Below are 25,291 nucleotides of genomic sequence, written 5' to 3' on the forward strand. Positions count from 1 at the left end.
CTTGGCCCTCTCGTCGCCCGCTACGCCGCCGCCGGCCGGGCCGTCCCGCTCTGCAGCCGTTCCCGGACCTCCTGGGTCAGGTCGTTGAGGCGCAGGGCCAGTCGTGCCGCGGCGTCGTAGAGGGCGTGGACCGCCTGGAGGCGCTCCAGGCGCGGGGCCAGCACCGAGAGGGCGATGGCCAGTGCCACGCCGGCCCAGCCCACGGGTCCCAGCGGCGTGCAGCCGAAGAAGTGGCTGACGCCGGGCGTCTGGACGAGGGCGGCGAGTACGGCGGCGGAGCCGAGGGCCGTGACCCACACCAGCGGGCTGTGGCGCCGGCCGGAGAGGGTCTGCACGAGCTGGGCGCCGACCACGCCGCACAGGGCCATGGTGGTGGACCGTCGTTCGGTGCCGGGGGTGAGGCGGCCGATGAGGTACGCCGTGACCGCGCCGAGGCAGGTGGTGATGCCCCTGCGCCGGATGGAGCGCAGCAGCGGCGCGCCGAGGACGTTGAGGCCCATCGGGCCGGTCGCGGCGTGTTCCGCCGTCGAGGGGTCGTTGCTCGGCGTGACCGCCACCGCCATGGCCGGGAACATGTCGGTGAGCAGGTTGACCAGCAGCAGCTGTCGCGTCGACAGGGGCGAGGCGCCGGCCAGCAGGGTGCCGAGGACGCTGAAGCCGACCTCGCCGGCGTTGCCGCCGATGAGGATGCTCACCGCGTCGGCGACGCTGCGCCACAGGGCGCGGCCCTCGGCGACCGCGTCCACCAGGACGGAGAGATCGCCGGAGGTGAGGACGAGGTCGGCGGCGTTGCGGGCGGCCGCGGAGCCGCGGGACTCGATGCCGACCCCGACGTCGGCGGCGCGGATGGCGGCGGCGTCGTTGGCTCCGTCACCGGCCATGGCCACGACCCGTCCGGCCTGTTGCAGGGCCTCCACGACGTGCAGTTTCTGCTCGGGTGCGACCCGGGCGATGACGCCCGCGCCGCGCAGCACCCGGACGCGCTCGCTGCGCTCCATGGCGACGAGTTCGTCCCCGGTCACCGCCTCGGTCTCCTCCGGCCAGCCCAGTTGCAGGGCGATGGCGCGGGCGGTCTCCGGGTGGTCGCCGGTGAGCATGACGGGCAGGATGCCGGAGCTGCGCAGCGACGCGAGCAGGGCGTGCGAGGTCTCGCGGGGCACGTCGGCGAGGGCGACGAAACCGCTGAACTCCAGGTCCGCGAGCGGCGCGTCGAGTTCGGCGTCGGCGTCTCCGGCCCGGCAGGGGCGCCGGGCGACGGCGAGGACGCGCAGTCCCTGTCCCGCCAGTTCGTGGGCGGTGTCGGTGGTGCCGTCGGGGAGGTCCCGGCAGGCGGGCAGGATCGTCTCCGGGGCGCCCTTGACGACGAGGAGTTCGCCGAAGTCCGGGTCGCCGTCACGGCCGACCGCCGCGGCGTAGCCGCGCCGCGTCTCGAAGGGCAGCTCGCCGGTCGGTGTCCAGCCCTGGTCGGGCGGGGCGACGTCGAGGACGGCCTCGTCGGTGGCGTGCGCGACACGGCGGCCCTGGCCCGTCTCCTCCTGCGGGCACGCGCGGGCGGCCAGGCGCAGGAGCGGTACGGCCTGTTCGGACTCCACGGGCAGGACGGTGCCGTCGGCGGTGGCGACGCGGATCAGGCGCAGTTTGTTCTCTGTGAGGGTGCCGGTCTTGTCGAAGCAGACGGTGTCGACGCGCCCGAGCGCCTCCAGGGTGCGCGGGGTGCGGACCAGGACGCCGCGCCGGGACAGCCGGCGAGCGGCGGCCATCTGCGCGACGGTCGCGACGAGCGGGAGCCCCTCCGGTACGGCGGCGACCGCGACCGCGACACCGCCGCTGACGGCGCGTCGTACGGGGCTGCCGCGCAGCAGGGACAGCCCGGTCACGGCCGCGCCGCCGGTGAAGGTCACCGGCAGGGCCTTGCGGGTCAGTTCCTGGAGCCGGGCCTGTACGCCGGCGGGCGGCGGCGTGCGGGCGGCGAGCGTGACGGCGCGGCCCGCCTCGGTCTGGTCGCCGGTGTCGACGACGAGGGCGGTGGCGCGGCCGGCCACGACGGTGGTGCCCTCGAACACCATGCAGGTGCGCTGGGCCACCGGCAGGCCGGGGGTGGCCTCGACGGTCTTGCCGACCGGCAGGGACTCGCCGGTGAGCGCCGACTCGTCGACCTCGAGACCGTCGACGTCGAGCAGCCGGGCGTCGGCCGGTACGACGTCGCCGGCGCCGAGGGTGATCTCGTCGCCGGGGCGCAGCCGGGCGGCGTCGACGGTGACGGTGCGCCTGCGGCCGTCCCGCTTGCGGGCCTTGGGCTGCTGCCGGGCGGCCAGCCGGGCCAGTGCCTGTTCGGCGCGCATCCGCTGGAGTCCGCCGGTCACGGCGTTGAGGTCCATGGCGCCGACGACCAGCAGCGCGTCGACGAGCGAGCCGAGCAGCGCCGAGGCGACAGCGCCCGTGGCCAGGACGGGGGTGAGCGGATCGTCGAGTTCGCGGCGTACGGCACCGGCGGCCTGCCAGGTCCAGCGGACGGGCGCCACGGCCGGGTGGCGGACGAGGCGAGCGGCTTGCTGCCGCGAACGGTCGGCGAGCAGGGCGAGGCCGGTGGGCTCCCCGTCCTGGTCGACGCGTCCCAGTCGGGCACGGGCCTCGTGGGGCTCCAGGGCATGCCAGGGTATGTGCAGCCGGGGCGGGGGCGGGGTGGCCCGGGCCACCCGGACGGCTTCGAGCCAGCCCGCGAGCAGGGCGTTCGCGGCGGCGATGTTGACGGGGGCGTGCCGGGTGAGGGGCCACAGCAGCCTGCGGCCCGGGGGCTGCCCGCCGCGCGCGACCAGGAGCCCCGAGAGGGCCGCCCCCGCGCGGGCCAGGGTCTGCGAGCGGCGTCCGACACGCCGGGCCGCCGGGATCGCCGTGAGCAGCCGCCAGACGTCGGCGAGTCCGCCCGGGGCCAGCGCGTCGGCGCCCCAGGAGACGGCCGCGCGGCCGTCGGTGAGGGCGATCGCCACATCGCCGGCGGGCAGTCCGGCCGCCACGTGTCCGTCGCCGGACCCGTCGAGGCGGGCGACGGTCACCACGACGTGCCCGTCGTCCTGGAGGGCCCGTACGACGTCACCGAACGGCTTGGCGCCGGGTGCGACCTCGTCGGCGAGCCGGGTGATGTCCCTCAGGTCGGAGCCGCCTGCGATCACGACGTGCAGTCCTGCCCGGCGGGCGGCGTCGAGGACGGCCTCGGCGAAGGGATGCACCGGGTCGTCGGGCAGCCCGTCCACGTCACCTTGGGCGTCCTGTCGCCGGCTGCGCAGGGCGTCGGCGTGCAGGACGAGGGCGTCGGCGATCTCCAGCTGGCGCAGGCGCTCCGCGCTGCGCACGAGGATTCCGGCCCGGGCGAGGAAGGTGCCGAGGGTCGCGTTGAAGGCGGCCGGTCCGTACCGGGCCGCCTTGGGGGAGCCGGCGAGGACGGCTTCGGCCGCTTCCCTCGCGGAGTGTGTGACGAGGAGGGTGGCGGCGGCGCCGGCGAGGCTGCCGGTGCTGGCGTGGGAGGCGTACTCCTGCGCGGGCGTCACCTTGAGCGGCGGCCGGGTGTCCGGAGGGCAGGGCAGGCTGGTGCGCTGCTCGTGGCAGATGTCGTCGTGCAGTGCCTCGAAGGCCGCGGCCCTGGCCACGGCTTCGGTCAGATGGCTGCTGCGCAGCAGGCCGTCGAGCACGAGCGCCAGCGGGGTCTGGCCGACGCCGTGCGTGGCGGCGTTGGCGGCTGCGAGGGCGAGTTCCATGCCGTGGGTGCCGAGCCGTTGCCGCAGCAGGGCCCGGAAGCGGGGGTTCTCCCGCAGCAGCGTGACGGTGGCGGTGACGATGCGTGAGGTGGGCGGCAGGCGCAGGGACCGGCCGGCCAGGGCACCGGCGGCCCCGGCGGCGTCCAGCAGGATCGCCGCCGCGGTGAGGCGCACCTCGCCGGGGTCGCCGGGGTGGCTGGTTTCCTGGGCCTCCGGGTCGGCGCCCTCGGTCAGGCCGAGGCGGGTGGCGAGCGCGGTGGCGTGCTCGCTGACGCGGTCGGTGACGGCGTCCTCGGCCGCGGTGATCACCAGGCGGGACAGTCCCTCGTCCCAGTACGCCGCGACGACGTCCGGGTGGTCGAGGAGTTCCCCGGCGAGCTTGCGGGCGATGCCGCCGATGTCGCCGTCGGGCCGCCGCAGGGCGATGTGGACGCGCTGCCCCGCCTTCCAGTGCTGTCCGCCGGACAGGGCGTTGCGCGCGACGTTGCGGACGCGCCGCGTGGTGTCGTAGACGGACGTCACTCCCTGGGCGGTGCTGCGGGCGGCGCCTGCCGCCGCCCCGGCCATGGCCCCTACGAGCGGGGCGACGTCGAAGCGTGTGAGCATCTCCTGTTGTCCCGACTCAGCCGGTGGGCCGGCTGTCGTGTCCGTGCCGGTGTGCCTGCTCTCGGTCCGGCTCCTCGCCGTGCGGGTCGTGGTGCGCGGTGGCCTCGGCGACCTGCTTCAGCGCGGAGGCGGTGACGGTGTCGCCCACCTTGGCGGGCTGTTCGTGGACGTGGTGTTCCGGGCGGTCGTGCCGGTAGTGGGAGGAGGCGAGTTTGTCGCCGGGGCCGTACGAGGAGGTGCCCTCGTCGTCCGGCACGACCTGGACGCCGGCGCGGTGTTCACCGGCTCCGGCGGTCTGCGCGCCGCCGTCCCCCGACGCGCCGTCGGGTCGCTGTCCCGGCTTCGGCTGGGTCAGCCAGGCGACGGCCGCGCCGGTCAGCGCCACCGGCCACTCCACGACTCCGGCCACGCCGAGCACTCCGGCACCGGCGTAGACGGCCATCCGGCGGCCGCGCGGCGACACCGCGCCGATCCGGTCCAGGGCGTCTTCGGCCACCTTGCCCACCTGCTCCGCGCCCGGCAGGTGCCGCAGCCCGGAGGCGACGGCCCGCAACGGCTGCGGAAGATCGGGCGAACGTGATGTCTCCTGGTTCATGGCGGCCTCCACAAGCGCGTTGTCCAGCGGCTTCAACCGGTTTCCCAGCTCTTTCCCCCATATTCCGCCTTTGCTGGAGCGAGCGCTTGTCTTGTTCGGCCGAGGCCGCTGCCGGGTCTCAGTCGATGTCCCGCAGGACGGTCTCGCCGTCGTGGATGCCACCCACGCAGCGCTTGGTGTACGAGTGCGATCCGTCGCCCACGGCGGAGATGATGATCACGCCGCCACTGGCGATGCGCTGGCTCGCGGTGACGTCCGCCGGGCGGGTCGTGGCGGCGTGCACGGGCGCGGCGACCGCCGCCGGGACCAGGGCGGTGAGCAGGGCCTACGGCAGCTTGTTCACGGGATGCTCCTTCATGCCGGGGTGGTGCTTCGACGCCATGCCAGCGGCACCAGCGCGGGCCCGGACCGCCACCGGACGTGGTCCGCCCCGGGCCGGAGGCGGACGGCAGCGACCTGTTTCGGCGGGGCCAGGCGGGGCCCGGGCAGCCCGTCGCGCCCTGCCCGCGACAAGCGGGTCTCGGCACGGTGCTCCTCGTAGACCTGCCGTGTCGGGGGCACCGCTCCGGGTACTCAGAGCAGGCACGCAAGGCCGTCACGGGTCCGGACGCCGCGCGGCGGCGGGTGTCCGGTTCGGCGAATGGAGTGGTCATGACGCAGAACGGTGATGACGCGACGCTCGTCCGGCGACCGGGAATCCCCGATTTCCGGCCGACCCCGGACCAGCCCGAGCCCGCGCCGCCCGCGCCACCACAGGACCCGCAGGCCGACGAGCCGCCACAGGAGCTGCCCCTGGACCGCAACCAGGCGATCCTGGAGGCGGCCAAGCAGGTCGGTGCCGTGCTGAAACGCAAGGGGCATCTGTTCGCGCTGGCGGGGAGCGTGGCCGCGTACGCGCACGGCGGCGAGAAGAACCTCCAGCACGACGTCGACTTCGCCATCCGTCCCGAGGACGCGGACGCGGTGGCGGCCACGCTCCGCGAGGCCGGGCTGACGGTCTACAGCCCGCCGGAGGACTGGCTGATCAAGGCCACGTGCTTCGGCCAGCCGGTGGACATCATCTTCGAGCTGGCGCACCAGCCGGTCGGCGCGGACATGCTGGAGCGAGCGGAGGAGGTCTCGGTCGACTCGGTGCGCATGCCCGTACTGGCCCCGACCGACCTGCTGTGGAGCCTGATCGCCGCCTTCTCCGAGCACCACTGCGACTTCGGCGCGGCCCTGCCCATCGCGCGTGCCCTGCGGGAGAAGGTCGACTGGGAGCGGGTGCGGCGCGAGTGCGGGGACGCACCCATGCCCGCCGCCTTCTTCTTCCTCCTGGAGCGCCTGAACGTCATCTGATGCCGTCTGATGCGGAAGGAACACCATGACTACCCACGGCTCACAGCACACGGGCGGCGGGGAGCCGGAGCAGAACCTGGACTACCGGATCGCCCACGTCCAGGAGCGCCTCGCCTCCGGTGAGCTCGGTGAACTGGGCGTCCGGGTCGAGGCCCGCGGCCAGACGGTGCTGCTCACCGGCACCGTGCCCTCGGCGCCCTGCCGCGACGAGATTCTGCGCACGGTCCACGAGGAGCTCGCCGGGTTCCCGGTGCACAGCGACCTCGTGGTCACCGAGACGTCCTCCCCCGACCACGCGGAGGAACTGGCATGATCCGCATCGCAGCCGTCGGAGACATCCACCTGGGGCCCGGCGACCAGGGCCTGCTCCGCCCCGCCTTCGAGACCCTGCCCGAGTGCGCCGACCTCCTGCTGCTGGCCGGCGACCTGACCCGGCACGGCACCCCAGAGGAGGCCCGGGTGGTGGCCCGGGAGATCCGGGACCTCGGGGTCCCGGTGGTCGCCGTACTGGGCAACCACGACCATCACGACGACCGGCCCGACGAGGTCACGGCCATCCTCCGGGACGCCGGCGCCCACGTCCTGGAGGGGCAGGGCACGGTCGTGACGAGCGGCGGGACGCGGATCGGCGTGGCCGGCACCAAGGGGTTCGGCGGCGGCTTCGTCGGCCGCTGCGCCGGGGAGTTCGGCGAGCCGGTCATGAAGGAGTTCGTCAGGTACTCGCGCCGGTGCGCCGACGGCCTGCGCACGTCCCTGGAGCAGTTGGGCGAGGAGGGCTGTGACGCGCGGATCGCCCTGACCCACTTCTCCCCCGTCCCGGACACGCTGGCGGGCGAGCCGTTGGAGATCTATCCGTTCCTGGGCAGCTATCTGCTGGCCGAGGCGATCGACACCGCCGGCGCCGACCTCGCCGTGCACGGTCACGCGCACGCCGGTACGGAACACGGCATGACGAGCGGCGGCGTGCGGGTGCGCAACGTCGCCCAGCCGGTCATCGGGCGGGCCTTCCACGTCTACCACCTGCCCGTCCACGAGCACGCAGCCACCACCGGGGCCGCCGCACCCGCGGCCCGCTAGACAGCCGAATCCCCCTCCGCCGCCGGCCGACGCCGGCGGCGGTCTTCGTGTGCCCGGTTCCTCTCCCGCACCGTACGGGCCCTACCGCCTCTGGTGTGAACGCCGCACAAGTCGTGCCGTTTTCAGGCATTTCGCCTGCTTAGCATGCTTGCTCCGCGCCCCGTACGAGAGGACATCAGATGGCGCTGACGGGCCGTCAAGGACCACCGTCCGAGCATGCCTTCTCCCCGCACGACGCCGTACTGCGCACCGCGGCACCGCATGTCGCCCGCCGCCGCTTCCTGACCGTCACCGCGGCGGCGGCCATGCTCGCCTTATCCACCAACCGGCCGGCCCGCGGTGCCAGCGCCGCCCCCGAGCTCGACGCGGCGCGGATCACCGACGACCCGTTCACCCTCGGCGTGGCCTCCGGGGACCCGTTGCCCGACTCGGTGCTGATCTGGACCCGGCTCGCTCCCGAGCCGCTCGCGGAGGACGGCGGCCTGGGTCGGCAGCGGGTCGTCGTCTCCTGGGAAATGGCCATGGACGAGTGGTTCCTCCTCGTCGAGCAGAGCGGGGTCGCCACCGCCCACCCCGAGTACGCCCACAGCGTGCACGTCGACGTCAGGCGCGGCTACGTCCGGGTCGAGCTGGGCCGCGACACCGCCCAGGTCGACTTCCGCACCGTCTCGGCCATCACCAGGCCGGGCGGCACCATCACGACGACCGCGTCCTTCGTCACGGAGGTGGGTTCGCCCGGTCTGAACTCCGCCTGAGACGAGGGGCTGCCGCCGTGCTGCACTTGGCGCCCTTCGCCGCACCAAAGCGCGAAACGGGGCCGCCGTGGACATCACGCAAGACCGTTCAGGCAAGGCCGTTCAGGCAAAGCCTCGGGCTTTGCGGCAGTTACATCCGTGAACGAAGGAGACACCACGCATGGTCCACAGACACGCCGTCACCGGCCGCCGGGCGGCCCTGACCGCGATCGGCGCGCTCGTCGCCACCGGGCTCCCCTCGGCCGTGGCGGCCGAGCCCAACCCGGCGGCCGGCCCGCCGCCCGCCGCCGCCCAGACGCTCGGCGCCGACCGGCCGTCGGCTCCGGTGCTGCGCGCCATGGAGCGGGATCTCGGGCTGACCCCGGCCCAGGCGTCGCGGCGGCTGGTCAACGAGGCGGAGGCGGGCACCCGGGCCGGGCGGCTGCGCAACGCCCTGGGCGACCGGTTCGCGGGGGCCTGGCTGCGGGGCACGACGTCGCAGGAGCTCGTCGTGGCGACCACGGACACCGCGGACGTGGCCACCATCAAGGCGCAGGGCGCGAAGGCGGCCGTTGTGAAGAAGTCGCTGCGCGACCTGACAGCGGTGAAGCGGAAGCTGGACGCGGCCGCGGCCCGGGTCAGCACCCGGGACACGCCCCTGTGGTACGTCGACGTCCCGGCGAACCGGGTCGTGGTGCAGGCCGGGAACAAGGCGGCGGCTGCGACGTTCGTCAAGGCCGCGGGGCTCGACGGCAAGAGCGTGGACGTCAAGGTGACGGCGAACCGGCCGCGGCTCATGCCGGACGTCACCGGCGGCGACGCCTACTACACCGACGGCACCGCCCGCTGCTCGGTGGGCTTCTCCGTCACCAAGGGCGAGCAGGAGGGCTTCGCCTCGGCGGGACACTGCGGCAAGCAGGGCGCCAGGACGACCGGGTTCGACAAGGCGGAGCAGGGCACGTTCCAGGCCTCCACGTTCCCCGGCAAGGACATGTCGTGGGTGGCCGTCAACGACCAGTGGAACGCCACGCCGAACGTGAAGGGCGAGGGCGACAAGAAGGTGGAGATCACCGGCTCCGTCCAGGCTCTCGTCGGGGCGGCCGTCTGCCGCTCCGGGTCGACCACCGGCTGGCACTGCGGCAAGGTCGAGCAGCACGACACCAGCGTCAGCTACGCCGAGGGCAAGGTGGACGGGCTGACCCAGACGACGGTGTGCGCCGAGCCCGGCGACTCCGGCGGGCCGTACGTCGCGGGTGTCCAGGCGCAGGGCGTGACCTCCGGCGGCACCGGTGACTGCAAGAGCGGCGGCACTACGTTCTTCCAGCCCATCAACCCGCTGCTCAGCGAGTTCGGCCTCACCCTGAAGACCGCGGAGGCCGACTCCCCGGCGCCAGCGCGCCGCAGGACAACGCCCGTGGCGCAGCCGTGGGCCGCGGGCCGGGTCTACGAGGCCGGGGCCACCGTGATCCAGGCCGGGGGCGGGGCAGCGGCGGGGGCGGCGCGGTGCCGCCGCTGAGCAGGGTGCGGCACCGCGCCGGGAGAAGGCGAAGACGGCGTCGGGGGCGTCGGACGCGGCGACGGCGCCGGCGAGCCGCTGATCGTCCGGGCGTACGTCCGTGGGCGGGACGCGCAGGGCCGGGGCTGCCGCCGTCGACGGGCCCGCGGACGCGTCATCCGGGACTGGGGCCCCTCCCCCGCCGCGGCACGCGTATCCGTCCCCCTCGTCTTCGACTTCTAGTGGTTCGCCCGGCCACGCCCACGGGGGCGGCCGACGGACCGTCATGAGGCGTGGGCCGGCCGGGACAGGGACCGGGAGGTGGCGAGGACCGAGGCGAAGGCGGCGACCAGGGTGGGGTGGTACTGGGGCATGCGGCGCACGCTGCGACGGCGAGTTCGTCGGGCAGGGGTTGGGTGTGCGGAAGCGTGCTGGGCAGCAGCGCGTCGGCTCTCGCACGCGTACGGCCGCGATGGCGAGGCCCTCGGCTTCCCCGTCGACCGCCACCGGGGCGGCCGCTCGCGTGTGCTACTCCTGTCTGTGCGTTCAGCCCTTCTTCGGGCGCGGTGTGGGCGGTGACAGCAGCAGCTTGGTCACCTCCGACTGCAGCGCCAGCGCTGCGCACTCACGGCTGTCGCGGTAGACGCCGTCGAGCTCGACCTTTAAATGACTTTTCCAAATCTCAGGGATGAGTGGTTGACCCTCGTGCCACCACGCGCAGGGTGCGGACGGAGGAGTCCGCCGCGTCGGGGATGAGGACCCCGTGCTCGACACCGCTGCGCAGGTAGTCCAGGACCTCGTCGGTGACGACCTCGCCGGGTGCCACGACGGGCACGCCCGGCGGGTAGGGGCTGATCATCTCCGCGGCGATCCGTCCCGCGGCCCGCTCGGCGGGCACGTGTTCGACCGGGGCGAAGAACGCCTCGCGGGGCAGCATGGCCTGCTCCAGCTCCAGCGCCGAGGGCTCGGGCAGGTGGACCGGCGGCCGCCGCTCGATGGTGTCCGCCCGCTCGACGAGCTCGGCCAGGGCGTCCACCAGGACCGTCTCGGTCTCGTCGTCGTCCGCGTGCGTGATCGAGGCGCTGATGCGGCAGGTGTCCGAGCCCCCGACGTCCACGTGCCGGTGGGTGCGCAGCCACTCCGCGGCCTGCATGCCGCTGATGCCGAGCTTGCGTACGTCGATGACGAGCTTGAGCGGATCGAGGTCGGCGGCGAGCCCCTCCTCCACGATCTCGCGGCCCATGGGCCGCAGACCCGGCAGCTCGGCGACCGCCGCCCGGATGCGTTCGGCCCGGCGGATGGCGGCGTCCAGGAGCTCGTGCCCCTGTTCGACCATCTGGCGGCGCCAGCCGTCGAGCGTGGCGTACACGAGGGAGGAGGCGCTGGTGGTGCCGAGCAGGTCCTCGCGCTGTTTGAGGGCCTCGGGCGAGACGCGGTCGTACTGGAGGTGGAAGACGGAGCTCTGTTCCACGGCCCCGCCCATCTTGTGCACGCTCGTCACGACCAGGTCGGCCTCGGCGTCCATGCCCCAGGCGGGCAGGCCGGGGTGGAACGGCAGATGGGCGCCCCAGGCCTCGTCGACGATGACGGGCACGTCGAACTCGTGGCACACCCGGGCCACTCCCCCGATGTCCGCGCAGGAGCCCCAGTCGGTGGGCGTGATGAGCAGCATGCCCTTGGCGTCGGGGTGTTCCCGGAGCCGCCGGCGGACGTCCTCGGGCTCGGGCGGGTGGGCCAGGTGCCGTTCGGTGTCGAACTTCGGGTGCACCCAGATCGGTTCGACGCCGTTGACGACGACGGCCGCGACGACCGACTTGTGGGCGTTGCGCGACAGCAGGAGCTTCTCGCCCGGCCCGGCCGCGGCCAGCATGGCGGTCTTCACGGACAGGGAGCTGCCGCAGGTGGAGAAGAACGCCTGCTCGGCGCCGACCGCGTCCGCCATCAGGTCCTGGGCCCGGCTGAGGACGCCCTGCGACTGGCGGCGGTCGTCGAGGCCGTTGAGGGAAAGCACGTCGGACCGGAACACGTCGAGCCCGACGATCTCCGCCACCCGGGGGTCCACTCCCCTGCCCTGCTTGTGGCCCGGCGGGCCGTAGGCGATGTCGCCACGGCGCCGGAAGTCCTCCAGCGCCTCCAGGACGGGCACGCGCGAGTGGTCCATGGTTCCTCCCAGGTCCGGCCCGCCCGGCCGCCGCCGCGGCGTCCACGCTGTCGCGGCCCGGCGGGTACACCGACCGTGTTGCACTCCGGCACGGGTCGAAACGCCGTGCTGTCGCGGCACCCGGGCGGTGCCCGCCCAACGGCACCGCCTCACCACCCGGACACGCCGCGAGTGCCGCCGAACACCCGGCAGTGCCCACCCAACGGCACCGCCTCACCACCCGGACACGCCGCGAGTGCCGCCGCACACCCGGCAGTGCCCGCCCCAACGGCACCGCCTCACCACCCGGACACGCCGCAAGTGCCGCCGCACACCCGGCAGTGCCCACCCAACGGCACCGCCTCACCACCCGGACACGCCGCGAGTGTCGCCGCACCCGGCGGTGAAACCCGGTCGGGGACACACTGCCGCCGACGCCGGGGAGGTTCCTGTGGAGCGCACGCTCGATGACGTGCACCAAGCCGTCCGGGGGGAGGTGGCGGCGCGGGCCGACGCGTTGTGGGGCGTGGCCTGCCTGCTGCACGCCGAGCCCGAGTACGCCTTCGCCGAGCACCGGGCGGCCGCGGTGCTGTCGGGTGAGCTGGAGCGGGCCGGTTTCGTCGTGGAGCGCGGCGTGGCGGGGATGCCGACCGCGTTCACGGCGCGCTCGGGCGAGGGCCGGCCCGCCGTGGCGCTGCTGCTGGAGTACGACGCCCTGCCCGGCCTCGGTCACGCGTGCGGCCACAACCTCATCGCGGCGGCGGGTCTGGGAGCCGCGCTGGCGGTGAGGGCCGTGGCGGAGGAGGCGGCCGGGTCGGTGCTGGCGGTGGGCACGCCCGCCGAGGAGGGCGGCGGCGGCAAGGCCCTGGAGGTGGAGGCAGGGGTGTTCGACGGCGTCGACGCGGCGCTGATGTTCCATCCGGGCGTCCACAGCTGGGCGCGTGCGCCGCTGACCGCGCAGGTGCAGTACCGCGTGGCCTTCCACGGCCGGGCCGCGCACCCCACGGGAAACCCGACAGAGGGCATCGACGCGCTCGCGGCGCTGGTGCAGCTGTTCAACGTGCTGGCCCTGCTGGGGCGGCGGCTGCCGGAGGGTTCGCACGTGCAGGGCATCGTCACCCAGGGCGGCGTCGCCACGAACATCGTCCCCGAGTACGCCGAGGGCCTGTTCGGTCTGCGCGCGGCCACGACTCCGGCGCTGGAGGACCTCACGGAGCGGTTGCGGGAGTGTGCCGCCGGGGTGGCCCGGGCCACGGGCACGACCGCCGAGGTGGAGCGGGCCACCGTGCGCTACGAGCACTTCCGGGACAGCGAGACGCTGTCCGAGCGGTTCGCCGCGCATCTGTCCCGGGCGGGGATCCCTCTGTCGCCGCCCGTGCCCGGGGTGTACCTGGGCTCGTCCGACATCGGGAACGTCAGCACGCGGGTGCCCGCCATCCACCCGTTCGTCGCGATCATGGACGAGGATGGCTCCGACCACACCCCGGAGTTCGCGGAGGCCGCCGCCTCGCCCCGGGCCCGCGAGGTGCTGCTCGCCGCCACGGAGGCCCTCGCGTGCACCGCCGTTGACGTCCTGCTGTCCGAGGAGCTGCGCGCGCGGGCCTGGGCGCGGCACCGGGCGGCGTGAACGGGGTGAGTGCTTCCGCCCCGGGCGGGGAACCCGGCGAGCGCTGTACCCACCGACACCCTGGAGAGGGCCATGAGTCTGTTGCGCGTACTCGGCCGTCCCATGCTGGCCTCGATGTTCCTCACGGGCGGCCTGAACTCCGTCCGCGACCCGGAGTCCGCCGCCCCGGCCGCCGAGCCTGTCGTCCAACCGGTCACCGAACGCGTCTCGGCGCTGCCCGACCGCACCGAGCAGGTCGTACGGCTGAACGGCGCCGTGCAGGTCGTGGCCGGGCTGATGCTGGCCACCGGGCGCATGCCGCGTCCGGCCGCGCTCGCCATCGCGGCCACGCTGGTGCCGACGACGCTGGCGGGGCACCGCTTCTGGGAGGCGGAGGATCCCTCGGAGCGGGCCCAGCAGCGGATCCACTTCTTCAAGAACATGTCCATGCTGGGCGGGCTTCTGATCGCCGCAGACGACACCGGCGCCCGCCCTTCGGTGGTGTGGCGCGGCAGCCACGCCGCCCGTGGCCTGCGGCGGGACGCGGGCCTGGTGCGGCGCTCCGTCCGTGCCACCACGGGCCCGGCCGCGGCGGCCGGGCGAGTCCGGGCCAAGCTCCCGGTCTGACGTACATCCGGGGGCGATCCGACCGCGCGTTAGCCCCCTGGGGCCCTGGGGACCCGGGGGCTGGAGGTGAAGGACATGGGACACGGAGGAAACGTCATCGACGAGCTGGTGACCGATCACCGCGAAGTCGAGGAGATGTTCGGCAAGATCGAGGGGCTGCCGTCCGGTCACAAGGACCGCAAGATGTACGCGGACCAGGTCACGATCGAGCTGGTGCGGCACTCGGTGGCCGAGGAGGCCTACCTCTACCCGGCCGTGCGCGAGCACGTGGCCAACGGGGACACCCTCGCCGACCGGGAGCTCGAGGACCACGCCACGGCCGAGCGGATCATGAAGGACCTGGAGGGCTGTGACGCGGGCGACCCGGACTTCGACCGGCTGATGGGCATGCTGATGAGCGAGATCCGCTCGCACATCGCCGACGAGGAAGGCAATCTCTTCCCGGCCCTGCGGCAGGCCTGTCCGGCGGATGCGCTCAACGAGCTGGGCGAGAAGGTCCGGAAGGCGAAGAAGACCGCCCCGACCCGGCCGCACCCGGCCGCTCCCGACAAGCCTCCGGCGAACAAGCTCCTGGCTCCGGGCACCGGCATGGTCGACCGGCTGCGCGACGCGCTGACCGGTCGCGGCAAGTCCGAGTAGAGAAGACAGCGAGAAGGGCCCGTCGCTTCGGCGACGGGCCCTTTGCGCTGCCTCCTGTGGCGGCCGTCACGTGACGGCCGCCACGGCGAGGCCCGTGATCGACAACTGTGATCAACCACACTCGCCACCCCAAATGCCCCCGCCCCAGAGGTGGTTGGGAAGTGTGAAGGAAGCGGACGAGGTGTGAACGGAACCGACTCGGGGGTTCCCTCTGCCACGATGGTCGGCGCCGTACCCGGCGAGGGGAGCCACCGCGCAGCGCAGCCGGTGCTTCTCGTTTCCCTCGTCCCCCTCCTCCTGAGTCCTCGGACTCGTCTTGCGAGTACCGCACTGTGTCTTCGTCGCCCTCCCCTGCCCTGCCCGTCTCGCGCTCGCCCTGGCGGTCGCTGCGGTACCGCAGCATGCGCTGGTGGTCCGCCGCGAACTTCGTGTCGAACGCCGGCACGTGGATGCAGCTCACGGTGCAGAACCTGCTGGTCCTGCAGATCACCGGCTCCGCCGCCGCGACGGGGCTGTCCATGTCCGTGCAGGCGGCCCCCGCCCTGCTGATGAGCGTCCTCGGCGGCGCGGCCGTCGACCGGTGGCCCCGCAAGCTGACGGCGACCGTGAGCCAGGCGCTGCTCGGCGCGATCGCCTTCACGACGGCCGTCCTCGTGGCTCTGGACCAGCTCGACATGACCTCCCTGATGGTGCTGGCCGCCCTCACGGGTGTCGTGGCGACCGTCGACAACCCGGCGTGCGCGCTGCTGGGCAACGATCTCGTCCCGGCGGAGGACGTGCCCTCGGCCATCGGGGTCGGGGCGCTGGTGCACCAGTCCGGCAGGCTCGTGGGAGCGGCCATGGCCGGTGTGGCCGTGGGATTCCTCGGCACGTCCGCGGCCTACTTCGCGAACGGCGTGTCGTTCCTGTTCGTGGCCTTGGTCATTCCGTTCCTGCGGCCGGCTCCCGGGGCGGTGCGGGAGGTCGCCGCGGGCCCGAAGCGCACCGGCTCGGACATGTCCGTGCGCGAAGGGCTGGCCTTCTTCGCGCGCCGACCGCGGCTGATGGCGCTCGCCGGGGTGACCGGGATCAGCGCGGTGTTCGGCCGCAACTACGGACTCACCCTGGCCGTGCTCGTCACCGGGCCGCTCGCGGGTGGCGCCGGTTCGTTCGGCACCGTCTCGACCGTGCTCGCCGTCGGCGGCATCCTCGGCGCGCTCCTCGGCGCCCGGCTGCGCCGGCCGTCCGTGCGGCTCGTGGGGGCGCTGGCGGCGGCCGGGGGGCTGCTCCAGGTGGTGGCGGGGCTGTCGCCGTCGCTCGCGGTGCTGATCTTGCTGGTGCTGCCGATGGCCGTGGTGGAGTCCGTCTCCGACACCGCCGGCACGGCCGTCCTCCAGACCGACCCGCCCGCCCATCTGCGGGGTCGTGTGCTGGGCGTGTGGGGCAGCATCGGCACGGTGTGGAGCCTGGGCGGCCCGCCCGCGCTCGGCCTCCTCATGGAACTGGCCGGCGCCCGTGGCGCCCTCGTCACCGGCGGACTGCTCATCGCCGGCTCGATCGGCGCGGGCTACCTGCTGCGGGAGCGCCGCGCCACCACGCCGGTGATGATCCGGACGGAGGAGGGCGACGTCCACGGGCAGTCGGCGCTCAGCACGGCGGCCTGACCGGGCACCTCAGGAGCCCGACGGCCGCAGGGCCGTCGTCGCCGCCTTCGCCGCCCGGCGGGTCAGCAGGGTCGTGGAGCGGCCGTCGAGGTAGGGCAGGACCACGGCCTGGCCGCCCCAGGTGCGCAGCGTCTCGGCCTCGGGCAGGTCCTGGACGGAGTAGTCGCCGCCCTTGACCCAGACGTCCGGGCGCAGCCGGGCCAGTACCGCCTCGGGGGTGTCCTCCTCGAAGACCACGACGGCGTCGACGCTGCCGAGCGCGGCAAGGACGCGGGCGCGGTCCGCCGCCGGGTTGAGCGGGCGGCCCGGGCCCTTGCGGCGGGTGACGGACGCGTCGGAGTTCAGGCACACGATGAGGCAGTCGCCGATGCGCCGGGCGCTCTCCAGCAGGCCGACGTGACCGGCGTGCACCAGGTCGAAGCAGCCGCCGGTGGCGACCACGGTGCCGCCGCGGGCCCGGACGCTCTCCGCGAGCCCGAACGCGTCGGTCGCCGCGTCGTCCGCGGGGCCGGGCGGCGACTCGGTCCGCCACAGGTCGGGGTTGCCCGCGCCGCCGGCCGCGACGAACGCGGCGGCCTCGGCGACGGCCCGTTGCAGCGCCTCCTCGGGGAGCAGGCCGTCGGCGAGGGCCGCCGCCGTCGTCGCGGCGAAGCAGTCGCCCGCGCCGCACGGGTCCCCGGCGGCCCGGTAGGGCAGGGGGACGAGCATCGGCGTACCGGAGCCGGGCCGGGCCAGCAGCACCCCGCGGTCACCGAGGGTGACGGCGACTCCGGCGGCGCGCCAGCGCTCCGCGAGCCGCGTCCCGCGCTCGGCGTACGCGCCCAGTGACGTCCCTCCGGAGCCCGGGTACAGGGCTCGTGCCTCCGCCGCGTTGGGGGTGACGAGCCGGGCTCCGGGCACGGGCGGGTCGCCCTGGGGGTGCGGGTCCCACACCAGGGGTGTGCGGCGGGCGATCTCCTCCAGGTACGGCCGCAGGGCGCCGGCGGTGTGGCGTCCGTAGTCGGCGACCAGGATGGCGCGGGCGTTCGCCAGGGCCTCCCGGACCGCGCCGTCGGGTTCGCCGGGGGTGCCGCCGCCCCGGTCGATGCGGACGACGGGCCGGCCGCCCGCGAGAACGCGGGTCTTGACCGGCAGGGTGCCCTTGAGAGGGAGCTCCAGCAGCCGGACCCGGCCGCGCAGGTCACGCCGTACGGCCTCGCTGGCCTCGTCGTCGCCGAGCGCCGTCACCAGGACCACGTCCCGGCCTCCGCGGGCGGCGAGGGCTGCGGCCAGTCCGGCTCCTCCGGGGTGCCGCCGGTCGCCGGTGACGTCGACGACGGGGGCGGGGGCGTCCGGGGAGAGCCGGGTGGAGACGCCTTCGATGTCCTCGTCGAGGAGGACGTCCCCGACGACCGCGAGCGGTTCCGGTCCGGTCATGAGGTGCTCCCGTGAGTGAGGACCGTGCGCCGTGCGAGCGGTGTGGACACGGCCGTGTCGAAGCACTCGCAGAGCAGGTGGATGGCGACGAGGTGGATCTCCTGGACGTTCGCGGTGCTGGTGGCGTCGACGCACAGGGCTTCGTGGGCGGCTTCCGCGAGCGGGTTCGGGCCGCGCCCGGTGAGCGCCCAGACGCGCAGTCCGGCCTGCCGGGCGGTCACGGCAGCGGCGATGAGGTTGGCGCTGCGGCCGGATGTGGACAGCAGCATCAGGATGTCGCCGGGGCGGCCGTGGGCGCTGACCTGGCGGGCGTAGACGTGGTCGAAGCCGTAGTCGTTGCCGATGGCGGTGACGCTGGAGGTCTCGGCGTGCAGGGCGAGCGCGGAGTAGGCGCGGCGCTCCTGGCGGTAGCGGCCGACCAGTTCGGCGGTGAGGTGCTGGGCCTGGGCGGCGCTGCCCCCGTTGCCCGCGGCGAGCAGGCGCCCGCCGCCGGTGAGGACGTCGGCGAGCCGGCTGCCCCAGTCCGCGATCCGTTCGAGGCCGTGCCCGCGGAACCGGCCGAGTGCCTCGTCCAGGGACCGGCAGTGCAGGCGGGCGGCATCGAGCGCGGGGTGTGCAGGGTGTTCGCTCATGCTGTTCGGGCGTGCCGCCGCCCGGTGGACGGTGGCGGACCCGCACCTCCTTCGGTCTTCGGGCGTCGGCCGCGGCCGGCGGGTCGGGGACGGGCGCCGGTTACGGCCGGTCGGTCGGGGACAGGCGTTCGACTGTGGCCGGCGGGGCGTCGACGGACCGATTCAGCCGGCCCCCGTCGCGGCGGGCTCGGCGTCGAGGACCTCGCAGTAGGCGGTCTCGGTGGCCGCGGCGACCTGGCCCCAGCCGTAGCGGCTCAGGACCCGGCGGCGGCCGGCCGCCCCGCACGCCTCGCGGGCCGCCGGGTCGGCGAGCAGGCCGGCGACGGCGCGGGCCAGGGCCTCCGGGTCGCGGGGCGGCACCAGCCGTCCGGTGCCGGGGTCGGCGACGGTGTCGAGCTGCCCGCCGACCGCGCTGGCGACGACCGGCACGCCGCACGCCATGGCCTCCAGCGGGACGATGCCGAAGGGCTCGTAGTCGGCGGGGCACACCACGACGTCGGCGGAGCGCAGCAGCGGCGGCACCTCCTCGCTGGGCACGGCGCCGGTGAAGCGGACCCGGTCGGCGACACCGGCGTCCCGGGCGATGCCGCGCAGCCGCCGCACCTCCGGGTCGCCGTCGAGCCGGTCGGCGGGCGGCCCGCCGACGATGACGAGTTCGGTGCCGGGCAGCCGGGCCAGCGCGGCGACGGCCACCGCGGCGCCCTTGCGCGGCACCAGTCGGCCCAGCTGGAGCAGCCGGTGCGGGTACGGTCCGCGCGGCGCGGCCGGGCCCTTGGGGGTGAACCGGTCGGGGTCGACGCCGCACGGCACGATGCCGATCTTGTGCGGGGGTATGCCCATGCGGGTCAGTTCGGCGGCCTCGTCCCGGCAGGTGGCGACGACGCGGTCGCAGCCCAGCCCGATCTCGATCTCGCTGGGGATCCGCTCGGGCGGGCTGGTGTCGGCGTGGCGCTGGTGCCGTCGCTTCACGGTGCCGAGGGCGTGGTACGTGTGCAGCAGGGGCAGCCCGTGCGCGCGGGTCGCCCGGAGCGCGGCCAGGCCCGACATCCAGTAGTGCGAGTGCACGAGGTCGGGGGCCCGGGTACGCCAGCAGCGTGCCAGGTAGCGGCCGAACTCGCCCATGTGCGGCTGGAGTTCGTCCTTGGGGAGCGGTTCGGCCGGTCCGGCGGGGACGTGGTGCACCTCGACACCGTCGCGCAGCTCCACCCGGGAGGGCAGGTCGGGCGCGTCACGGCGGGTGTAGACGGTGACGCGGTGACCGCGGTCGGCGAGCGCCCCGGCGAGGCAGGCGACGTGGACGTTCTGGCCGCCGGCGTCGACCCCGCCGAGCGCGGCGAGGGGACTCGCGTGCTCCGAGACGAGAGCGATCGCGAGGACGCCCGGGTCGAGGGGGTCACCGCCGAGCGGCCCGGTGGGGAAGGGGCTGAGGGACGGGGTCATGAGCACACCTCCGTGATCAGGCGCTCCCAGTCGGCCAGGAAGCGCTTGAGCCCGTAGCGTTCGAGGGCCGCCTGCCGGGCCCGGGCTCCGTCCGCGGCCGCGGCCTCGGGTTCGTGGAGGTAGCGGCGGGCGACGCGGGCCAGGACGTCGGGGCGGGTGGAGAGGGTGCCCGCGCCGGGCGGGACGGCCTCGACGGCGCCGGTGGTGGCGAGGGCCAGGACGGGCAGGCCGAGGTGCATCGCCTCCAGCAGGGACAGGCCGAGGGAGGTCCAGCGCACCGGGTGCAGGTACATGCGGCGTTCGGCCAGCGCCGTGTGCAGTTCGCTCTGCGGCAGGTCGGCGGTGCGGCACCGGTCCGGTGGCAGGCCGAGCCGGCCGGCCAGACCCTCGGTGCCCATGCCGAACACGTCGAGCGGCACCGCCTCGGCCAGGGCGGGCAGCAGGTCCGTGCCGGTGTACCGGGCGCGTCGCACGGGTTCGTTGACGACGACGGCGGCGCGGGCGAGCCGGCCGGTGTAGCGGTGGCCGGGGTCGACGATGCCGTGTTCGACGACCTCGGTGCGGGTGGTGCCGCAGTCCCAGAACAGCCGGTTGAAGTGCGTGACGTGCACGATCGTCAGGTCGTCGCGGTCGGCGCACGGATGCCGGGTGTCCGGTACGGCGCCGTCGGGCGCGTTGTGCTCCAGGTACAGCGCGGGCACGTCCCGGCCGGGTCGGCGTCCGCCGAGCCACCGCTCGGCCAGTTCGAGTTCGTGCGGGCGTTGCAGGACGACCAGGTCGACGGGCGTGTCGCGGAGTTCCTCAGGGGTGGCTTCGCGGACCGAGGCGGGCCAGGAGAAGGTGCGGGCCCGTCCGAGGCCGTCCGGGTCGCGGCCCGGGGTGACGGGGACGACGTAGGTGTGCGGGCCCTGGACGAACGCGGTCGTCCAGGAGCCGTGCACGTGCCACAGCAGGATGTTCATACGGCCGCTCCTCGCTCCGTCTGTTCTCCCTGGTCCGCCGGGTCGTCCGTGAGGGCCGCCACGGCGGCGAGCACCTCGGCGTCGGCGATGCCGTCCAGGCAGGGGTGTCCCGGCACGGGACAGTGCCGGGCCCGGGTGTCCGCGCACGCGGCGTGCCGGTCGCCGAGCAGGACGTGCGGTACGCCGTAGGGGGCCCACCGTTCGGCCGGCACGACCGGTGCGAAGAGGCTGACGACGGGGGTGCCGACGGCGGCGGCGAGATGGGCGGGGCCGGTGTTCCCGGCCACCACGGCCCGCGCCCCGGCGAGGACTCCGGCCAGGTGCGGCAGGTCGGTGGCGCCGCCGAGGTCCAGGGCGTGCCGTCCGGCGACGCGTGCGGTCAGGTCCCGTTCGGCGCGGCTCCCGGTGACGACGACCCGGTATCCCTCGGCGGACAGGGCGGCGACGGCCCGTGCGGCCCGGCCGGGGGTCCAGGCGCGGGCGGGGACGGCGGCGCCGGGGTGGACGACGACGTACGGCTCGGGACCGGTGAGGTGGGTGGTGGGGGGCGGCGGTGTGACGCGCAGCCGGCCGTCTTCGCCGGGCGGCAGGGTGTAGCCGGCGGCGCGGGCAAGGTCGAGGGCGGCCAGGGCCTCGTGGCGGTGCGGGGGTCGGCGGTGCCGCAGGTCGAGCAGTGCGCCCGGGTAGTCCTCGCTGTCGGCGGCGGTCCAGCCGATCCCGGCGAGTCTCAGCAGCAGGGCGATCGGCAGGGGGCTCTGGTGGTACGACACGAGGACGAGCGCCCGGTCGAAGCGGCCCGCCGTGAGCGTCTCCATCAGCCGGCGGGTGGCAGCCCGCGTGACCGGCGGCGGCTCCAGCCCGACCCAGGGGGCGTCGTAGGTCAGTACGTCGTCCGCCCCGGGCAGCATCCGCCCCGCCGCGGCGCCCTGCGGCCCGCACAGCAGCGCCGTGTACGAGGATCCGGCCGCGACGGCCCGCACGGCGGGTCCGGCCAGGAGCACGTCTCCGGCGCTGTCGAGGCGGACGACGAGGGTCCGGGGCAGTCGGCTACGGGAACGGAAGGGGGTCATCGCGGCTCCCCCGTCGGCAGGGCGGGGTGACCGCGCGGTACCGCTGCCGGCGCGGCCCGGTGGCGGCGCGGTACGGCTGCCGGCGCGGCCGGGCTGCTCCGCCACTCCCCCGTCGCCCTACCGGGATCCGGTCGTGGCGGTCCCGCCTGCGCGGCGACGGGGGCCGGGTCGAGGGCGAGGCGGACGGCGGCGAGCAGGTCGGCTGCCGTGGTGTCGGCCGCCGCGGTCTCCTCGGGGCGGGTGACGGGCGTGGGGACCAGGATGCCGCGGGCCCCGGCGGCGCGCGCGGCCTCCACGTCGGCCCCGATGTCGCCGATGACGACGGCGCGTGCGGGCGGCACACCGAGCCGGCGGCACGCGGCCAGGATCAGTCCGGGGGCGGGCTTGCGGCAGCCGCAGCCCTCCCCCGGCCCGTGCGGGCACACGGCCCAGACGGCGAACGGCCCGAGCAGCTCCTCCACGCGCAGGCGTACGTCCTCGACCTGGCGAGGGGTCAGCAGCCCACGGGCCATGCCCGACTGGTTGGTCACGACGCCGGCGGGAATCCCGGCGGCGCGCATGGCGTCGACGGCCTCCCGCGCGCCGGGCATGAGCGCGACCCGCGCCGGGTCCCCGTTGTAGGGGACGTCGGCGACCAGCGTGCCGTCGCGGTCGAAGAGGACAGCCGCGGGGAGCGGGCCGCCGGGCCCGTGCGCGTGCGCGTGCGGGGGCTGCCGTACGCCGGTGGAGCCGTACGGCCCGGACAGCAGCCATGGGCCGGTGGGGCGGGTCATGACCGCAGCCGTTCCCTGGCCATCGGGCGGGGCGCGGACGCCGGTTCACCGGTCCCGGGCGGGGTGAGCGGCCGGGCCGTGCGGTGCGCGAGTCGCCCGCGCAGCCAGTGCCAGGTCGCGGTCGGCGGGATGAGTGCGCTGGTCACGGCCATGGTGAGCACCTCGTCGCGGGTGCGCGGCCCGGGCAGGATCCGGGCCAGGGCGAACTCGGCCGTGCCGGCCAGCCATGCGGCGCCGCAGGCACCGGCCGGCCGGTGCCGGCCGAGCAGGGCGCAGCCGAGCGCCGTCACTCCCGCCCCGGTCAGGGCGAGGTGCAGGGGCAGCCGGCCGCGGGGCGCCTCCGCCCGGCGCCACCAGTGGCGGCCGTGCAGCCGGGTCATCAGCACGTCGTCGGCGTTACCGGCCTGGAGACGGACGGAGGTCCAGCGCCCGGCCGGCCGCACGGGGTGGGTGGTGGTGCGCCGGCCCGTGGTGAGGGTCCAGCCGGCGTCGAGGACGCGCAGGGCGAGGTCGGCGTCCTCCCGGAAGGCCCGCCGGAAGCGTTCGTCGAATCCGCCGACGGCGGCCAGCGCTGCCCGGCGGTACGCCATGTCGGCGGTGATCCAGCGGGCGCCGGCGAGTGAGGCCGTGTTGCGTTCCCAGTCGGTGGGGCGGCGGTCGGCGGGCAGCGGCACCTTGATGCGGGCGGTGATCCCGGCGGTCCGCTCGGTCGCCGCGGACAGGTCGAGCGTCAGGTCGTCGCCCCAGGTGGGTCCGGGGACGACGTCGTCGTCGAGGAAGACGATCCAGGGCACGTCACCGGCCGCCCGCCAGCCGAGGTTGCGGGCGGCGGCGGGGCCGCGCGCCCCGCCGGGTACGACGATGGTGCGCGAGCGCAGGGACGGCGGGATGTCGGCGGTGAGGGGCGGGCGGGCCGGGCCGGGCCGGTCGTCGACGAGGACCACCCGGACCGGCCCCGGTCCGCTCGCCGCGGCCAGGGCGTGCAGGCACACGCGCAGACCGGGCCTGCCGAGGGTCGGGACGACGACGGCGTACTCGGCGTCCCGGGTGCGGGCGTCGGGCTCGGTCATCGCAGGCCTCCGGCGTCCTCGGAACGGAACAGGTCGCCGCGGCGGACGGCGTACGGGCCGATGGCCAGCAGGTCGACGGGCGCGGAGCCGAAGCACTCCAGGGCGTCGCGCGGGTCGTCGACCATGGGCCGGCCGGCGGTGTTGAGGCTGGTGTTGACGACGACGGGCAGCCCGGTGAGGTGCTCGAACTCGCCGAGCATGCGGGCCACGAGCGGTTCGCGGGCCGGGTCGACGGTCTGGATGCGGGCGGTGCCGTCGACGTGCACGACGGCCGGGATGCGGTCCCGCCACTCCTTCGCGACGTCGTGCACGAACAGCATGTACGGGCTGGGCAGCGGGCCGTCGAAGATGTCGGCGGCGCGGTCGGCGAGGACCATCGGGGCGACGGGCCGGAACTGCTCGCGGCCCTTGACGTCGTTGAGCCGTTCGAGGTTGCCCGCGTGCCCGGGGTGGGCGAGCAGGGAGCGGTGGCCGAGCGCCCGGGGGCCGTATTCGGAGCGGCCCTGGAACCAGGCGACGATCGCGTTGTCGGCGAGGGCGCGGGCGACGGTGGCGGCGATGTCCGGGGGCCGTTCGAAGGGCACGGCGGCCGTCTTCAGCCAGGCTCCGAGCTCCGCGTCGGACCAGTCCCGGCCGAGGTCGGCGCCGGTCATGGGCTCCGGTTCGTCGCCCTCGCCGGCGGACAGCAGCAGGGCGCCGCCCAGGGCGGTGCCGGCGTCTCCGGCGGCGGGCTGCACCCACACCCGCGAGAAGGGGCCCTCGCGTGCGATACGGGAGTTGGCGACGCAGTTGAGGGCGACGCCGCCGGCGAGGGTGAGCACCCGGTCGTGGGTACGGCCGTGCAGCCAGCGCACGAGGTCGAGCAGGGTCTCCTCCAGCACGGCCTGGGCGCTGGCGGCGACGTCGGCGTGGTCCTGCGTCCACGGTTCGTCGGCGCCGCGCGGCGCGCACAGCTCCCGCCACGGCACGCCGGTGGCGTGGAAGCCGCCGTCGCCGGTCGGGTACACGTGGCGGCGCAGTTCGGTGAGCATGCGCGGGGTGCCGTGGGAGGCGAGCGCCATCACCTTGAACTCGTCGGAGGAGCGCAGGAAGCCGAGGTGTTCGGTGAGTTCCTCGTAGACGAGGCCGAGCGAGTGCGGCAGGTCCTGTGCGTGCAGCGCCTCCAGCCGGTCCCCCACGCGGCGTGCGGCGAGATGGGAGGCGCGTTCGCCGCGGCCGTCCAGGACCAGGACGGAGGAGTCGCCGGCGTCCGGTGCGGCGAAGGCGCCGGAGGCGGCGTGGGCCATGTGGTGGGGCACGAAGCGGACGATGCCGGGGGCGAGCCCGGGCAGGGCCGTCCGCAGGAATCCGGGCGCCTCACGGGCGTAGATCAGCCGCAGGTGGTCCCACGGGTCGTCCAGGCCCATGTCCTCGGCGGGCCGGGCGAGCGCCGGGTCGAAGGAGTAGGTGACCGCGTCGAGGTCCTGCGGGCGCAGCCCGGCCCGCTTGAGGCACCAGGCGGCGGCCTTCTCGGGCAGCTCCCAGGCGGAGAACGGCAGGGGTCGCTTCCCGTGCTTGCGCCGGGAGAACCGCTCCTCCTCCGCGGCGGCGACGGTCCGCCCGTCGATGACCAGGGCGGCGGCGGGGTCGTGGAAGAGGGCGTTGATTCCGAGGATGCGCATGGGGGTGGCGGCCTT

The 25,291-nt window shown here is 75.1% G+C and carries 20 protein-coding genes and 1 pseudogene; 9 read left to right on the plus strand and 12 right to left on the minus strand.

Translation table 11 applies throughout. The annotated features are described in order from the left end of the window. Positions 1-20 precede the first annotated feature (20 nt). The 3 genes from ACIBL4_RS38345 to ACIBL4_RS38355 all read right to left on the minus strand — a co-directional run bounded on the left by ACIBL4_RS38345 (position 21) and on the right by ACIBL4_RS38355 (position 5,236). Positions 21-4,358, minus strand: coding sequence for an HAD-IC family P-type ATPase (locus ACIBL4_RS38345; protein WP_399416444.1), 4,338 nt, complete (start codon positions 4,356-4,358; stop codon positions 21-23). Positions 4,359-4,374: 16 nt separating this feature from the next. Further along, a complete protein-coding gene (locus ACIBL4_RS38350) occupies positions 4,375-4,953 on the minus strand; it encodes a hypothetical protein (RefSeq protein WP_399416445.1) in 579 nt (192 codons plus the stop codon). Between the two features lie 118 nt (positions 4,954-5,071). After that, positions 5,072-5,236 carry a hypothetical protein gene (locus ACIBL4_RS38355; protein ID WP_399416446.1) on the minus strand — a complete coding sequence of 55 codons (165 nt, stop codon included), beginning with the start codon at positions 5,234-5,236 and terminating at the stop codon, positions 5,072-5,074. Between the two features lie 368 nt (positions 5,237-5,604). Here ACIBL4_RS38355 and ACIBL4_RS38360 point away from each other — a divergent pair, with 368 nt between their 5' ends. From ACIBL4_RS38360 to ACIBL4_RS38380, 5 genes and pseudogenes are all read left to right on the plus strand, one after another. Then, complete coding sequence (locus ACIBL4_RS38360) at positions 5,605-6,291, plus strand: nucleotidyltransferase family protein (RefSeq protein ID WP_399416447.1); 687 nt, start codon at positions 5,605-5,607, stop codon at positions 6,289-6,291. 25 nt (positions 6,292-6,316) lie between these two features. After that, the gene (locus ACIBL4_RS38365) at positions 6,317-6,604 is read left to right on the plus strand and encodes a BON domain-containing protein (RefSeq protein WP_399416448.1); all 288 of its coding nucleotides are present in this window, start codon (positions 6,317-6,319) and stop codon (positions 6,602-6,604) included. Continuing rightward, the gene (locus tag ACIBL4_RS38370; RefSeq protein ID WP_399416449.1) at positions 6,601-7,368 is read left to right on the plus strand and encodes a metallophosphoesterase; all 768 of its coding nucleotides are present in this window, start codon (positions 6,601-6,603) and stop codon (positions 7,366-7,368) included. The genes ACIBL4_RS38365 and ACIBL4_RS38370 overlap by 4 nt, the downstream gene beginning before the upstream one ends. Positions 7,369-7,547: 179 nt before the next feature. Next, positions 7,548-7,976, plus strand: a pseudogene (locus tag ACIBL4_RS38375) (PhoD-like phosphatase N-terminal domain-containing protein); the annotation flags it as partial. A gap of 307 nt (positions 7,977-8,283) precedes the next feature. After that, positions 8,284-9,618, plus strand: coding sequence for a S1 family peptidase (locus ACIBL4_RS38380; protein ID WP_399416450.1), 1,335 nt, complete (start codon positions 8,284-8,286; stop codon positions 9,616-9,618). A 661-nt stretch (positions 9,619-10,279) separates the two neighbouring features. On the opposite strand, the gene ACIBL4_RS38385 is transcribed toward ACIBL4_RS38380, so the two are convergent. Further along, positions 10,280-11,758 carry an aminotransferase class I/II-fold pyridoxal phosphate-dependent enzyme gene (locus tag ACIBL4_RS38385; RefSeq protein ID WP_399416451.1) on the minus strand — a complete coding sequence of 493 codons (1,479 nt, stop codon included), beginning with the start codon at positions 11,756-11,758 and terminating at the stop codon, positions 10,280-10,282. A 430-nt stretch (positions 11,759-12,188) separates the two neighbouring features. On the opposite strand from ACIBL4_RS38385, the gene ACIBL4_RS38390 reads away from it, so the two are divergent. The 4 genes from ACIBL4_RS38390 (at position 12,189) to ACIBL4_RS38405 (ending at position 16,252) form a co-directional block, all read left to right on the plus strand. Next, a complete protein-coding gene (locus ACIBL4_RS38390; protein WP_399416452.1) occupies positions 12,189-13,364 on the plus strand; it encodes an amidohydrolase in 1,176 nt (391 codons plus the stop codon). Positions 13,365-13,436: 72 nt separating this feature from the next. After that, positions 13,437-13,970 carry a DoxX family protein gene (locus ACIBL4_RS38395; protein WP_399416453.1) on the plus strand — a complete coding sequence of 178 codons (534 nt, stop codon included), beginning with the start codon at positions 13,437-13,439 and terminating at the stop codon, positions 13,968-13,970. A 75-nt stretch (positions 13,971-14,045) separates the two neighbouring features. After that, positions 14,046-14,609, plus strand: a complete 564-nt coding sequence (locus tag ACIBL4_RS38400; protein ID WP_399416454.1) for a hemerythrin domain-containing protein — start codon at positions 14,046-14,048, stop codon at positions 14,607-14,609. 356 nt (positions 14,610-14,965) lie between these two features. Beyond that, positions 14,966-16,252: an MFS transporter gene (locus ACIBL4_RS38405; RefSeq protein WP_399416514.1), complete on the plus strand. Its 1,287-nt coding sequence runs from the start codon at positions 14,966-14,968 to the stop codon at positions 16,250-16,252. Between the two features lie 9 nt (positions 16,253-16,261). On the opposite strand, the gene rfaE2 is transcribed toward ACIBL4_RS38405, so the two are convergent. From rfaE2 to ACIBL4_RS38445, 8 genes are all read right to left on the minus strand, one after another. Then, positions 16,262-17,668, minus strand: a complete 1,407-nt coding sequence (gene rfaE2, locus ACIBL4_RS38410) for a D-glycero-beta-D-manno-heptose 1-phosphate adenylyltransferase (RefSeq protein ID WP_399416455.1) — start codon at positions 17,666-17,668, stop codon at positions 16,262-16,264. Then, entirely contained in the window at positions 17,665-18,300 is a 636-nt protein-coding gene (locus tag ACIBL4_RS38415) for an SIS domain-containing protein (protein ID WP_399416456.1), read from the minus strand. Before ACIBL4_RS38415 ends, rfaE2 begins: the two co-directional genes overlap by 4 nt. Before the next feature lie 162 nt (positions 18,301-18,462). Continuing rightward, positions 18,463-19,740: a glycosyltransferase gene (locus ACIBL4_RS38420; RefSeq protein ID WP_399416457.1), complete on the minus strand. Its 1,278-nt coding sequence runs from the start codon at positions 19,738-19,740 to the stop codon at positions 18,463-18,465. Continuing rightward, complete coding sequence (locus tag ACIBL4_RS38425) at positions 19,737-20,702, minus strand: glycosyltransferase (protein ID WP_399416458.1); 966 nt, start codon at positions 20,700-20,702, stop codon at positions 19,737-19,739. Before ACIBL4_RS38425 ends, ACIBL4_RS38420 begins: the two co-directional genes overlap by 4 nt. Further along, complete coding sequence (locus ACIBL4_RS38430; RefSeq protein ID WP_399416459.1) at positions 20,699-21,772, minus strand: glycosyltransferase family 9 protein; 1,074 nt, start codon at positions 21,770-21,772, stop codon at positions 20,699-20,701. Before ACIBL4_RS38430 ends, ACIBL4_RS38425 begins: the two co-directional genes overlap by 4 nt. Then, positions 21,769-22,545, minus strand: coding sequence for a D-glycero-alpha-D-manno-heptose-1,7-bisphosphate 7-phosphatase (locus tag ACIBL4_RS38435; RefSeq protein ID WP_399416460.1), 777 nt, complete (start codon positions 22,543-22,545; stop codon positions 21,769-21,771). Before ACIBL4_RS38435 ends, ACIBL4_RS38430 begins: the two co-directional genes overlap by 4 nt. Further along, complete coding sequence (locus ACIBL4_RS38440; RefSeq protein ID WP_399416462.1) at positions 22,542-23,615, minus strand: glycosyltransferase family 2 protein; 1,074 nt, start codon at positions 23,613-23,615, stop codon at positions 22,542-22,544. Before ACIBL4_RS38440 ends, ACIBL4_RS38435 begins: the two co-directional genes overlap by 4 nt. Further along, positions 23,612-25,276 carry a carbamoyltransferase gene (locus tag ACIBL4_RS38445; RefSeq protein WP_399416463.1) on the minus strand — a complete coding sequence of 555 codons (1,665 nt, stop codon included), beginning with the start codon at positions 25,274-25,276 and terminating at the stop codon, positions 23,612-23,614. Before ACIBL4_RS38445 ends, ACIBL4_RS38440 begins: the two co-directional genes overlap by 4 nt. Between the last annotated feature and the right edge of the window lie 15 nt (positions 25,277-25,291).

This window comes from Streptomyces sp. NPDC050416 (assembly GCF_044458845.1).
GTDB lineage: Bacteria > Actinomycetota > Actinomycetes > Streptomycetales > Streptomycetaceae > Streptomyces.

Bases quoted from the DNA above. Each gene is read 5' to 3' on its own strand.
- ACIBL4_RS38380 (WP_399416450.1), top strand. From the start codon at position 8,284: ATGGTCCACAGACACGCCGTCACCGGCCGCCGGGCGGCCCTGACCGCG.
- ACIBL4_RS38435 (WP_399416460.1), bottom strand. From the start codon at position 22,545: ATGACCCGCCCCACCGGCCCATGGCTGCTGTCCGGGCCGTACGGCTCC.
- ACIBL4_RS38425 (WP_399416458.1), bottom strand. From the start codon at position 20,702: ATGAACATCCTGCTGTGGCACGTGCACGGCTCCTGGACGACCGCGTTC.
- ACIBL4_RS38420 (WP_399416457.1), bottom strand. From the start codon at position 19,740: ATGACCCCGTCCCTCAGCCCCTTCCCCACCGGGCCGCTCGGCGGTGAC.
- ACIBL4_RS38385 (WP_399416451.1), bottom strand. From the start codon at position 11,758: ATGGACCACTCGCGCGTGCCCGTCCTGGAGGCGCTGGAGGACTTCCGG.
- ACIBL4_RS38345 (WP_399416444.1), bottom strand. From the start codon at position 4,358: ATGCTCACACGCTTCGACGTCGCCCCGCTCGTAGGGGCCATGGCCGGG.
- ACIBL4_RS38365 (WP_399416448.1), top strand. From the start codon at position 6,317: ATGACTACCCACGGCTCACAGCACACGGGCGGCGGGGAGCCGGAGCAG.
- rfaE2 (WP_399416455.1), bottom strand. From the start codon at position 17,668: ATGACCGGACCGGAACCGCTCGCGGTCGTCGGGGACGTCCTCCTCGAC.
- ACIBL4_RS38430 (WP_399416459.1), bottom strand. From the start codon at position 21,772: ATGACCCCCTTCCGTTCCCGTAGCCGACTGCCCCGGACCCTCGTCGTC.
- ACIBL4_RS38440 (WP_399416462.1), bottom strand. From the start codon at position 23,615: ATGACCGAGCCCGACGCCCGCACCCGGGACGCCGAGTACGCCGTCGTC.
- ACIBL4_RS38360 (WP_399416447.1), top strand. From the start codon at position 5,605: ATGACGCAGAACGGTGATGACGCGACGCTCGTCCGGCGACCGGGAATC.
- ACIBL4_RS38395 (WP_399416453.1), top strand. From the start codon at position 13,437: ATGAGTCTGTTGCGCGTACTCGGCCGTCCCATGCTGGCCTCGATGTTC.
- ACIBL4_RS38350 (WP_399416445.1), bottom strand. From the start codon at position 4,953: ATGAACCAGGAGACATCACGTTCGCCCGATCTTCCGCAGCCGTTGCGG.
- ACIBL4_RS38400 (WP_399416454.1), top strand. From the start codon at position 14,046: ATGGGACACGGAGGAAACGTCATCGACGAGCTGGTGACCGATCACCGC.
- ACIBL4_RS38415 (WP_399416456.1), bottom strand. From the start codon at position 18,300: ATGAGCGAACACCCTGCACACCCCGCGCTCGATGCCGCCCGCCTGCAC.
- ACIBL4_RS38370 (WP_399416449.1), top strand. From the start codon at position 6,601: ATGATCCGCATCGCAGCCGTCGGAGACATCCACCTGGGGCCCGGCGAC.
- ACIBL4_RS38445 (WP_399416463.1), bottom strand. From the start codon at position 25,276: ATGCGCATCCTCGGAATCAACGCCCTCTTCCACGACCCCGCCGCCGCC.